This is a genomic window from Priestia sp. ABM2_011 (assembly GCF_056158845.1).
The window spans coordinates 4,842,464-4,854,039 of sequence record NZ_JBSWUB010000001.1; the positions used below are offsets into that span (position 1 = coordinate 4,842,464).

Genomic DNA, 11,576 nt, shown 5'->3' on the forward strand with positions numbered 1-11,576 from the left:
GTAAAAATCCTTAGAAAGGAGGTGATCCAGCCGCACCTTCCGATACGGCTACCTTGTTACGACTTCACCCCAATCATCTGTCCCACCTTAGGCGGCTAGCTCCTTACGGTTACTCCACCGACTTCGGGTGTTACAAACTCTCGTGGTGTGACGGGCGGTGTGTACAAGGCCCGGGAACGTATTCACCGCGGCATGCTGATCCGCGATTACTAGCGATTCCAGCTTCATGTAGGCGAGTTGCAGCCTACAATCCGAACTGAGAATGGTTTTATGGGATTGGCTTGACCTCGCGGTCTTGCAGCCCTTTGTACCATCCATTGTAGCACGTGTGTAGCCCAGGTCATAAGGGGCATGATGATTTGACGTCATCCCCACCTTCCTCCGGTTTGTCACCGGCAGTCACCTTAGAGTGCCCAACTAAATGCTGGCAACTAAGATCAAGGGTTGCGCTCGTTGCGGGACTTAACCCAACATCTCACGACACGAGCTGACGACAACCATGCACCACCTGTCACTCTGTCCCCCGAAGGGGAACACTCTATCTCTAGAGTTGTCAGAGGATGTCAAGACCTGGTAAGGTTCTTCGCGTTGCTTCGAATTAAACCACATGCTCCACCGCTTGTGCGGGCCCCCGTCAATTCCTTTGAGTTTCAGTCTTGCGACCGTACTCCCCAGGCGGAGTGCTTAATGCGTTAGCTGCAGCACTAAAGGGCGGAAACCCTCTAACACTTAGCACTCATCGTTTACGGCGTGGACTACCAGGGTATCTAATCCTGTTTGCTCCCCACGCTTTCGCGCCTCAGCGTCAGTTACAGACCAAAAAGCCGCCTTCGCCACTGGTGTTCCTCCACATCTCTACGCATTTCACCGCTACACGTGGAATTCCGCTTTTCTCTTCTGCACTCAAGTTCCCCAGTTTCCAATGACCCTCCACGGTTGAGCCGTGGGCTTTCACATCAGACTTAAGAAACCGCCTGCGCGCGCTTTACGCCCAATAATTCCGGATAACGCTTGCCACCTACGTATTACCGCGGCTGCTGGCACGTAGTTAGCCGTGGCTTTCTGGTTAGGTACCGTCAAGGTACGAGCAGTTACTCTCGTACTTGTTCTTCCCTAACAACAGAGTTTTACGACCCGAAAGCCTTCATCACTCACGCGGCGTTGCTCCGTCAGACTTTCGTCCATTGCGGAAGATTCCCTACTGCTGCCTCCCGTAGGAGTCTGGGCCGTGTCTCAGTCCCAGTGTGGCCGATCACCCTCTCAGGTCGGCTATGCATCGTTGCCTTGGTGAGCCGTTACCTCACCAACTAGCTAATGCACCGCGGGCCCATCTGTAAGTGATAGCCGAAACCATCTTTCAATCATCTCCCATGAAGGAGAAGATCCTATCCGGTATTAGCTTCGGTTTCCCGAAGTTATCCCAGTCTTACAGGCAGGTTGCCCACGTGTTACTCACCCGTCCGCCGCTAACGTCATAGAAGCAAGCTTCTAATCAGTTCGCTCGACTTGCATGTATTAGGCACGCCGCCAGCGTTCATCCTGAGCCAGGATCAAACTCTCCGAAGAAATGTTTGACTTGCTCATTTTAAAAAATAAAAATTAACGTTGACGTTTGTCGCTTTGTTCAGTTTTCAAAGTTCAACCGCCGCTCTTAAGCGACTTTATTATTTTATCAAGTTACCGACGTAATGTCAACAACTTTTTAAAATTCTTTTTTCAGCTTCGTTGTTACTGTTATGTCTCAACGACGCTTTATAATAATATAACGCCCTGCACATAAAGTCAATATGTTTCGAGAAGAAAAATGTTTTTTTTCTTACTTTACTTCTTCCCCTACTGAGAAGTAGTTAAACGTAAATAATCTAAATTTTCTAATTTTTATTTATACCTATATTAAAAAAGAAGCCCTTCACAAAAAGAGCTTCTTTCTTATCTTACTAATTAAGGTAAATAACGACGTGCACCTGCATACTCTTCAATATACCCCTTCGTGTTTAAAGGAATAATCTCTACTGTCCGCTCGGAGTTCGGCGAATGAATCATCATACCATCTCCCGCATACATTGCTACATGGTGGACGCTTCCTTTCCCTTGGTTATAGGCAAAGAATAATAAGTCTCCGGGTTGAAGATTGTTCATCTCTACTGGTTTCCCTGCTCTAGACTGTGGGCCTGAGTCACGTGGAATTGTAATACCATGGGACTGGTACATCGTAAACGTAAATCCAGAGCAGTCAAATCCAAAACCACTCATGCCAGCCCATAAATATGGAAGATTTAAAAATGCCTTTCCGCTTTCAACAAGCTCCGTGCCAGTTGGTACAGGAATATCTTTTTGAGAAGCGTAGATTTTTCCTGCTTTTGCAGAAACCCATGCTGTCTTTCCATTTGGTTTTAATACTTTATATGCACTCTTTGATTTTACCAAAAGAGGTAAGCGCGTATTATAGCTAACTTCAATACCTTTCTTTTTCAAAGAAGGCGAATGATACAAATAAGTAGTCGGAGCCGTCACCATTACAAAAGGCTTCTTTGCATACTGTTCGTACCTTTTGCTATAGGTTAATTGTTTAGTAGGCATCCACCCGGGATATCCTAATTCATTTCGAGAAGTAGGCTGTCCGTCTACAGCTACTTTGACCCAATCTCCTTGTCTCTCTAAAACCGTTACTTTGTTTCCATATAACGCTTGTGTCTCAAGCATCCCGTCACTAGATAACTGCTGCTTCTGTTTCAAATTCATCGATGTGGTCCACTTCTTCATATCTACAGGATTAGTAGCTGACGGAGCGTCCACTTCACGCAAGATGTTTGGTGCTGTCCAAAGAGTAGCTGCTGCGACATCTATATAAGCAGTTTCTTTTTCTTCAGAAGCATGAACAGAAGGAACTGCACTGACTCCAAATGTAGCTAAAATAACTGTTGTTACCGTCAAAAGCCAACGTTTTATATTCATCGTCTCTCTCCTTCTACTATATTACTATCTTTTTATTTTGAGATAGGAACGGTGATTTCTCCTATTCCAGGAAGATTCTGATAAGAAAACCTCTTGACCGCTGTACTTTAACACATCCAGTTCAGTTGAAAGCCAAAGAGGAGCATCTAAGTCAAAATACGTGATATTTGGATGAGCGGCTGCCAGATGAGCAGCTGCTCCCACGGAAAGTGATGGTTCCATCATGCTTCCAATCATACACGCAACACCGTTCGCCTCAGCAATACTCGCGATTTTTCTTGCTTCATTAATGCCTCCGCACTTCATTAGCTTAATATTTAAAAGATCCACGTACCGCCCGCTTACAAGCCTTAATGCATCTTTGGCAGAAAATAGACTCTCATCTGCCATAATGGGTATGTTTACTCGTTCAGTCACAAACTTTAACCCTTCCCAATCATGAGCAGCGACAGGCTGTTCTACCAGTTCAATACCAAAGTTGAGAGCTTCCATTTCATTAATTAATTGCACTGCTTGTTTTGGAGTCCATCCTTGATTTGCATCCAACCGAAGTTTTACATGATCCGGAATGACAGATCGAATATGTTTAATACGCTCAAGGTCTAGCTCAGGAATTGAACCTACCTTCACTTTTAAAATGTCAAATCCGTCCGCTGCACTTTTTTGTGCGTCTTCAGCCATTTTTTCAGGTGTATCAACACTTATCGTCATACACGTAGAGATAGGCTGCTTATCGCCCAAGAAAGCATATAAAGGAATGTTGAGAAACTTTGTATAAGCATCATGCAAAGCGATATCAGCAGCCGCTTTAGCACTTGAATTGTGAATACAGCAGCTTTGAATTTTTTTTAAGAGTTTTTGAAACTGACGTATATCCTCCCCTATTAGCGCTAGTTTAATAGGTCCTTGAAGTGCAGCTTGAATGCCTTCTAAAGAATCGCCTGTAATAACATATGTTGGCGAAGCCGCTCCTTTTCCTTTTATTCCGTTTTCTAACTGAATCTCTACACTTATGCTGTCTATCTCTGTTGCTGTTCGAAGCGCTGTTTTAAACGGAACGAGCAGTGGAACGGTTTGATGCTTTACAGTTATGTCTTTAATTATCATTTCAATCGCTTCCTTTCGATTCAGCACACATATTCTTTTATATCTATTTTGGTTTATTCTTAGATCGCCCCTAAAATTTTGGCGATCATCATACCAAAATAAGTACCTAAGAAGGAACCCATCAGAGCCATAATGACTCCTACCGGAATCAGTGCACGGTTATAAGCAGCTGCAAGCATTGGAGCAGACGCCATTCCGCCAATATTAGCTAAACTGGCTACCCCGAGCGTAAATAAATCATATTTAAATAGTTTAGCTAGCAACAGCATGATCACTAAGTGGACGAACATAATGAGAAAACCAGATACTAAGTAAATAGGAGCCTGAGCTAAATTTGAAAAATCTGATTGAGAAGCAATTAACGCTACAACGATGTATAACATAACGTTTGATACATCGAGCGTACCTGGAATTTTTGCCGCTGGAGTTACAGCAAGCACTAAACCAACGACAGAAGCAATCATAATCGTCCAGCTCGTTGCATTAATAACGGCTCCCACTTCAGGCAAACGCCCTCCGATAAATGTAGACAATGCCGAAACGAACAAACCTAGCCCAAGCAAATAAAGAAGATGCTGAAACTGTGGGCCTTCTTTTTCGCTTTCAGATGTTGCTGCGACTTCATCTATACTATTCTCAATAAAGCTGACGTCTGCTTTTGTCCATTTATTAAATTTAGCTGCAAATGGTACAAGCCAAAACATAAACATAACCCATACGGCATAGTTAATCGTATCCATTATAAGAGCGTAGCCAAATATATTTTCTGGAACATCCAAAATCCCTTGAAGGGCAACCATGTTAGCTGACCCCCCGGTCCAACTTCCTGATAAAGCACCAAAAGCTTTCCACGTATCCTCTACATAGAAATTCTTAAAGATGGCATAGACGAGGATAAAGCCTATCATTATACTAAAAACCGCAACGATGAATCCTCCCAGCATTCTTGGACCAAGTTTAATTACACTTCGAACATCACACTTTAACAGCATAAGCATCAGCATAGCAGGAAGAAGTGCATTTTTAACGCCTGCATACATGGCGGCATTTGACTCGCTATCCCCAAATAATCCTGCCGTTTGCATAAGAGCGGCTCCTATATAAATAAGTACAATACCTGGAATAAACTTAAAAAATCCATTGCCTTTAAATCGTTTTTCAATCCCTACCATGAGCGCAGCAAAGGCAGTTAACACACTCACATACATAAATCCATCTTGAATCATTTATTCTTCCCCCTTCATCTCCCCGAAAATGTTTTTATGCAAAACAAAATCCAGCCCAACGTTTGAAAACGTCAGGCTGGATTTCGTCTAGGTCTATGTAGACAAAGCAGCTGTTATTTGCTGATATTTTTTCTGTGCATCATGAAACGCTACCACCAGCGCTTTTTGGGAAGACCCGAAGTAGCGGCTGTTAATGTCGTCTATAAGGGTGGGATCACTTATATGACGTCCAATAAAAATTGATTGAACAAATCGAACGGTTAACTCAATCGTCGCTGAGCATTCCACATCAATAATTTTTCCATTTGTTTTATCAACTACCAATCCTAAAAAATACTGATTGAACTTTTTAGTAATCGGATTGCTTTGAGGAGCTTTGGCATCTCCAATAATATAGATAGTATCTTGATCATACATGATTTTTTATTCCTCCTAAAAGAGATAACAGACGATGCTAGGGACCGGCAAATGAACGTTTGCGGAGCTACGCAACATGTATTCGCTTTCATAAGGAACATTATAATCTACTCTCAATATATCATCTATAAAACAATTTCACAATATAAATTTTATACTATTCAGAATAAAATAATATTTACCCTATAAAAAAGGCCGTACGAATACATACGGCCTTTCTGCGTCATCCTTTGAACATTGTAGAGGAAAAACGGTTAGGGTAATCTGTCATCACTACTTTTACTGAAGCCTGCTGGAGCTTCAAAAAGTCATTCAGTTCATTAATTGTATATACTCGTAAGTCTAATCCTTCTTGCTTTGCTTTTTTCCCGTACGAAGAAAGAGCAAACGACATATCACAGTGCAGGTGCGCACCTATCGATTTTGCTTTTCCAATCGCATCTTCACTCACGCCTTCAAATAAAAAACCTGTTGATATATATGAATGGAGAGATCTCACTTTAGCCAAGCTATCATAGTTAAAAGATGACAAAATAACTTGATCTTCTAAATCAAACTCATCGATTAGACGAAGAACTTTTTCCTCAAGTTTTGGATAGTAAATTTGGTCATTTTTTAATTCAATGTTCACGGTCATTTCTGTCTTTTTGTCCATCATCCACTCAAACACTTCTATTAACGTGGGAATTGATTGTTTAGAAAAACGAGAATCATACCAGCTTCCAGCATCGAATAACCGCAGCTGTTTATATGAAAATTCTTGAACATATCCCATTCCATTCGTCGTTCTGTCAATTCGTTCATCGTGAATCACTACTATTTCTCCGTCTTTGGTTAGTTGTACATCCAATTCAATACCTGAAACTCGCATTTTTCTAGCTTCTTCAAATGCAATCATTGTATTTTCAGGATATCGTCCGCTAAAGCCGCGATGCGCATAAAGATCAATTGAATTATTCATTGTCCTCTATCTCCCCTAACTAGTCATTCACTAAATAAAAAGCTCGTCCTCAAAATAACTTGAAAGACGAGCTTCGTAATCATACGTTATTTTTGATTGGCTACTTCTAATGCTCTATTCGTTTCTTTTGCTGCTTGATCAAGTGCTTGTTTCGGCTTTACTCCCTGGTACAGGCTCTCCATTCCTGTTACTACCTTTTGGCGTGATTCCGGAAATACCGAAATTAAAGCGCCTTGTGTTGCCGGAGTTGATTTAGTTTTATGAAGCTGATCAACCGTCACTTTTAGTTGAGGATATTTTTTCCATTCTTTCTTTACGATTTCTTGATCATATGCTTTAGGATTAACCGCAAAATAGCCACTTTCCACGTGCCATTTTGCCTGAACTTCTGGTGTTGCTAAATATTTCATGAAGTCCCACGCCGCTTTAGATGTTTCATCACTAATTCCTTTAGACATCCATAAAGATGCTCCCCCGATAGCTACTCCTTGGCGATCCTCTTCTTTTGGCACAGGAAGATCTGATACACCCACATCAAATGGAGCATTGTCTACTAATGTTTTAATACCTGCTGATGAATCTAAAAACATTGCAATTTTTTTAGATTGAAATGCTGCGCGCATATCGTCCCAGTTTTGCCCTACATTGTAGAAAGTACCTTCTTTGTACATGTCATTGATTAAATTAAATGCGTTTTGTCCTTCTTTTCCATTAAATACTGCCTTCTCGGCATCCCCTTTACGACCGTTTTCGTGATCTACATACAAACCGCCTTGAGAAGCAACTAGCTCTTCAAAGAACCATCCGTAATTTAGAATTGAAAAACCGTATTGTGATGTTTTATTTCCTTGTTTCTCTGTTAGTTTCTTTGCAGCTGCCTTTAATTCACCATACGTTTTTGGTGGATTTTCAGGATCTAACCCTGCTTTTTTAAAGGCATCTTTGTTGTAAACCAGAACCGGTGTTGAAGAGTTAAACGGCATTGAATATTGCTTTCCATCTACTTGGTAATAGCTTGAAATATTTTTCTCCCACTGTGAAGTATCGTAGTGGTCTTCATCAATGAATTTTTGAACAGGCTGAACCTTACCACTGTCTATCATGAATTTCGTTCCTACTTCGAACGTTTGCATGATAGCCGGTGCATCTTTAGTTCCTGCTACCGTATTAAATTTTGTTTGTGCTTCCTCATACGTTCCTTGGAAAACGGGCTTTACTTCAACTTTATCCTGAGATTTATTGTACTCATCGACTATTTTATTGAGTGATTTTTCAAGGTCACCGCTCATGGCGTGCCAAAAAACGACTTCTGTTTTACCTGATGCTGTTTTTTTAGTTTCTTGCGCTTCCGAAGAACCAGTTGAGTTTGAGCAAGCGCCTAGAATGACTAGCAAGCATGCCGTTACGATAGCCAATATCTTTTTCATCACATTCACTCTCCTATTTAATTGCACCTTGTGTTAATCCTTTTTGAAGACGTTTTTGACCTAGGAATAATAGTAATAATGTCGGTATAATAACAACTACGACAGCGGCCATAACCACTCCCCAATCAGTTGAAATCTCCTGCGTTTGCATTTGTTTTAAACCAATCTGAACGGTACGAACATCTTCTGTATTTGTAACTAACAGTGGCCATAAATACATATTCCATGTTGTTAAAAAGCTATATACGCCAAGCGTAACTAGACTTGTTTTAGAAACAGGAAGCACAACATTCCAAAAGAAACGAAAGCGGCTGATCCCTGCGACTTGAGAAGCTTCATACAGCTCGCCCGGAATGGTTTTAAACTGTTGACGCAATAAAAATGTTCCAAATGCTAAGGCGAAAAAAGGAATTGTTAATCCCAAATAGTTATTAATCCAGCCTAGCTTTTGTGCTGTTAAAAAGTTAGGAACCATCGTTGCTTCCCATGGAATCATCATCGTAGAAATAAAGAGAAAGAAAATAGCATCTCTTCCTTTAAATTTAATAAATACAAATGCAAAAGCAGCCAAACTTGAAACTAACAGCTGCCCAGCCATGACAAAAATAGATACAGCAAAACTATTAATTAAATAATGAAGCAGCGGAACTTTTTCAAAAGCATCCCGATAGTTTTCAAATGAAAAAGATGATGGCCAAATCTTCCCTTCCAACACTTCCGCTCCACTCATAAAACTAATGGAAAAAGCGTATAGAATAGGAAACATCAATACTAAAGTAGCTGCAATGAGTAACAAATAAGTTGTCCATTTTCTCGTGATGCTCATTGATAATGTACCTTCCTTTCTCCAAGCTTAAATTGAAGAGCCGTAACCAGTAGAATACAGAAAAACAAAATTGTAGCTTGAGCACTTGCAGAGCCAACATTATAGTTTACAAATGCATCTTTGTAGATTGAATAAACAATGACATTTGTGGAATCTGTAGGCCCGCCTTTTGTTAAAATGTCAATTTGTCCAAACGTTTGAAACGCGTTAATAAACGAAACGGTGATAATAAAAAACAGCGTTGGCGAAAGCATAGGAAGCGTAATTTTACGGAGCTGATACCAATAGCTAACTCCAGCAATACGCGCGTTTTCATACAGCTTTTCATCAATATTTTGTAACCCGCCAAGTAAAATTAAAAAGGTAAACCCAATGTTCATCCAAATCGTAGAGATGGACACAGCAATCAGCGCATACTTAGGATCTAATAACCACTGCACATCATGAATGCCTACAAGATTTAATACTTTATTAATAACACCGATTGTCGGGTTATACATAAACATCCAAATTACAGAAGAAGCCGCTACGCTCATTCCCATCGTAGATGAAAACATTGTTCTGAAAAAACCAATTCCTTTTAGCTTTTCATTTGCGATTAGCGCTAGGAATAATGCAATAATTAAGCCAATAGGCACCGTGTATAGTACAAATAAAAAAGTGGCTTTCATACTTTGTAAAAAGTTTGGATCTGTAAATAGATAAAAGAAATTTTGTAATCCTACAAATTTCAAGGGATTTCCCTGTGTGTCTGTAATAAAAAGACTTAAATATAAGGTCTTAATCATTGGGTAGAAAAGAAATACACCAAATAACAATAATGATGGCAGCAAGTAAGATAATCCTACCAATAGGTTAGGCATTGACTTCTTTTCTTGTGGATTTGATGAAACAGAAACAGGCGAGTTTGCTGTTTTGGTAACAGCACTCATACAAATGCCCCCTTTACAGTTAAATCTTCCGTTGATGGTTCATAGTGCAAGCATGAACCTGTATCACTATCAAATAAAAACAGGTGTTTTGGATCGATAAAAATAGGGACGCGCTCTCCCACTTTTATATTCCATTGACCGTTCCACTTAGCCATCCACTGTTTGTCTCCCATTTGAAATGTAAGCAGTGTTTCCGTTCCTAGAATTTCGACATTATCTACCTCTACGATAAAGCTGGTGTTGTCGTTTGTCGCAAGCTGAACGTGCTCAGGTCTTACTCCAACCACAACTTCCTTTTTACCGCTAAGGTTGTTGTATGATGCACTCATAGAAATAGCTCTTCTATCTTCAAAAACGAGTAAGTTATTTTCTATAGAAACGTTTGATAAGTTCATAGGGGGAGAACCTATAAACGACGCTACGAACGTGTTTGCCGGTGCATTGTAAATATCGAGCGGACGCCCAACCTGCTGAATATTACCTCCATTTAAAATCATCATTCGATCCGCCATCGTCATCGCTTCCGTTTGATCATGCGTGACATAAATCATCGTAATACCTAACTTACGCTGAATCTGGCGAATTTCTGATCTCATCTTTGCTCGCAGCTTCGCATCCAAGTTGGATAACGGCTCATCCATCAGGCAAATAGGTGAATGAGTAACTATAGCACGTGCGAGTGCTACACGCTGACGCTGTCCTCCCGAAAGCTGTCTAGGCTTTCGTTTTAAATATTCACTTAAACCAAGCATTTCTGCTGCTTCCCTGCAGCGCTTGTGCTGTTCTTGCTTTGAAATCTTCTTTGTATGCAGACCAAAAAGAATATTTTGTTCTACTGTCAAATGCGGATATAAAGCATAGTTTTGAAACACCATGGACAAATCGCGCTGACTTGGAAGCAGTTTATTTGCTTTTACATCCCCGATTAGCAACTCTCCCTGTGTGACTTCTTCTAATCCGGCAATCATTCGCAGCATTGTACTTTTCCCGCACCCTGAAGGACCTACTAATACGAAGAATTCTCCAGGTTCAATTGTGACATTAATATCTTGAATGACATTTGTTTTTTGATCGTATGACTTTCCAACGTTAACTAACTCTACTTTTTTCATTAAAAACGCTCCTTTCTCGCTCATTCATATTTTTTCCATAGCCATGATTTTCCTGTAGAAACTGCCGTAGCCCCTGCTTTTAAAGCAGCTTGGATATGGCTTTCATTTTGAATGAGTCCACCTGTAATAATAGGGATACTTGTTTTTTTAACGATTTTCTCTATCATCTCCGGAATCAATCCTGGCATTAGTTCTAATGCATCCGGTTTAATATCTTGAACGGTTTTTAACCCCTGTGCTACTGCGTCTGTATCCACTAAAAACAGCCGCTGAATAGCAACCAGCCCTTCCTGTTTTGCGTAATTAATGAGTGAACTTTTAGTGGTTACGATACCTGTGGGCTTTACAAACTTAGCGAGAAATTTAAGCCCTTCCCGGTCATAGCTAATTCCCGGAATTTTTTCAATGTGTAAGAAAACCGTTCGATTATGCTGTTTGAGTAAATCTACATAGCGTTTAATTACACTGATGTTTCCCGTTAATAAAAAGGCGGCCTGGATCTCTGTTTCTAAAAATTGCTCTAAATTTTTCGGACTTTTAATGGATGCAATTAAACGATCTTGTCCAAGCTGTTGTAAGAAATCTGCTTCCTTATTCAAAACGATTCCTTCCT

9 protein-coding genes, 1 rRNA gene and 1 pseudogene are annotated in these 11,576 nt (G+C 40.5%); all 11 read right to left on the minus strand.

Going from position 1 to position 11,576, the window contains the following annotated elements; all coding sequences use genetic code 11:
* Positions 1 to 14: 14 nt before the first annotated feature.
* The 11 genes and pseudogenes from ACXAE4_RS25465 to ACXAE4_RS25515 all read right to left on the minus strand — a co-directional run bounded on the left by ACXAE4_RS25465 (position 15) and on the right by ACXAE4_RS25515 (position 11,562).
* Positions 15 to 1,566: ribosomal RNA gene (locus tag ACXAE4_RS25465) — 16S ribosomal RNA — on the minus strand.
* A 375-nt stretch (positions 1,567 to 1,941) separates the two neighbouring features.
* On the minus strand, positions 1,942 to 2,955 hold the full coding sequence (locus ACXAE4_RS25470; RefSeq protein ID WP_033580858.1) for a C40 family peptidase: 1,014 nt from the start codon (positions 2,953 to 2,955) through the stop codon (positions 1,942 to 1,944).
* Between the two features lie 32 nt (positions 2,956 to 2,987).
* Positions 2,988 to 4,062 (minus strand): annotated as a pseudogene (locus tag ACXAE4_RS25475) (dipeptide epimerase).
* Between the two features lie 59 nt (positions 4,063 to 4,121).
* Positions 4,122 to 5,288: a DUF819 family protein gene (locus ACXAE4_RS25480; RefSeq protein WP_475237206.1), complete on the minus strand. Its 1,167-nt coding sequence runs from the start codon at positions 5,286 to 5,288 to the stop codon at positions 4,122 to 4,124.
* A gap of 93 nt (positions 5,289 to 5,381) precedes the next feature.
* The gene (locus ACXAE4_RS25485) at positions 5,382 to 5,705 is read right to left on the minus strand and encodes a DUF3870 domain-containing protein (RefSeq protein ID WP_028412670.1); all 324 of its coding nucleotides are present in this window, start codon (positions 5,703 to 5,705) and stop codon (positions 5,382 to 5,384) included.
* Between the two features lie 223 nt (positions 5,706 to 5,928).
* Positions 5,929 to 6,666 carry a glycerophosphodiester phosphodiesterase gene (locus ACXAE4_RS25490; RefSeq protein ID WP_098112429.1) on the minus strand — a complete coding sequence of 246 codons (738 nt, stop codon included), beginning with the start codon at positions 6,664 to 6,666 and terminating at the stop codon, positions 5,929 to 5,931.
* A gap of 86 nt (positions 6,667 to 6,752) precedes the next feature.
* The gene (locus ACXAE4_RS25495; protein ID WP_475237209.1) at positions 6,753 to 8,093 is read right to left on the minus strand and encodes an ABC transporter substrate-binding protein; all 1,341 of its coding nucleotides are present in this window, start codon (positions 8,091 to 8,093) and stop codon (positions 6,753 to 6,755) included.
* Between the two features lie 13 nt (positions 8,094 to 8,106).
* Positions 8,107 to 8,919: a carbohydrate ABC transporter permease gene (locus tag ACXAE4_RS25500; RefSeq protein ID WP_028412673.1), complete on the minus strand. Its 813-nt coding sequence runs from the start codon at positions 8,917 to 8,919 to the stop codon at positions 8,107 to 8,109.
* On the minus strand, positions 8,916 to 9,851 hold the full coding sequence (locus tag ACXAE4_RS25505) for a carbohydrate ABC transporter permease (protein WP_028412674.1): 936 nt from the start codon (positions 9,849 to 9,851) through the stop codon (positions 8,916 to 8,918). Before ACXAE4_RS25505 ends, ACXAE4_RS25500 begins: the two co-directional genes overlap by 4 nt.
* Positions 9,848 to 10,963, minus strand: a complete 1,116-nt coding sequence (locus ACXAE4_RS25510; protein WP_028412675.1) for an ABC transporter ATP-binding protein — start codon at positions 10,961 to 10,963, stop codon at positions 9,848 to 9,850. Before ACXAE4_RS25510 ends, ACXAE4_RS25505 begins: the two co-directional genes overlap by 4 nt.
* A gap of 20 nt (positions 10,964 to 10,983) precedes the next feature.
* On the minus strand, positions 10,984 to 11,562 hold the full coding sequence (locus ACXAE4_RS25515; RefSeq protein WP_028412676.1) for a glycerol-3-phosphate responsive antiterminator: 579 nt from the start codon (positions 11,560 to 11,562) through the stop codon (positions 10,984 to 10,986).
* Between the last annotated feature and the right edge of the window lie 14 nt (positions 11,563 to 11,576).

Bases quoted from the DNA above. Each gene is read 5' to 3' on its own strand.
- ACXAE4_RS25470 (WP_033580858.1), bottom strand. From the start codon at position 2,955: ATGAATATAAAACGTTGGCTTTTGACGGTAACAACAGTTATTTTAGCT.
- ACXAE4_RS25480 (WP_475237206.1), bottom strand. From the start codon at position 5,288: ATGATTCAAGATGGATTTATGTATGTGAGTGTGTTAACTGCCTTTGCT.
- ACXAE4_RS25485 (WP_028412670.1), bottom strand. From the start codon at position 5,705: ATGTATGATCAAGATACTATCTATATTATTGGAGATGCCAAAGCTCCT.
- ACXAE4_RS25490 (WP_098112429.1), bottom strand. From the start codon at position 6,666: ATGAATAATTCAATTGATCTTTATGCGCATCGCGGCTTTAGCGGACGA.
- ACXAE4_RS25495 (WP_475237209.1), bottom strand. From the start codon at position 8,093: ATGAAAAAGATATTGGCTATCGTAACGGCATGCTTGCTAGTCATTCTA.
- ACXAE4_RS25500 (WP_028412673.1), bottom strand. From the start codon at position 8,919: ATGAGCATCACGAGAAAATGGACAACTTATTTGTTACTCATTGCAGCT.
- ACXAE4_RS25505 (WP_028412674.1), bottom strand. From the start codon at position 9,851: ATGAGTGCTGTTACCAAAACAGCAAACTCGCCTGTTTCTGTTTCATCA.
- ACXAE4_RS25510 (WP_028412675.1), bottom strand. From the start codon at position 10,963: ATGAAAAAAGTAGAGTTAGTTAACGTTGGAAAGTCATACGATCAAAAA.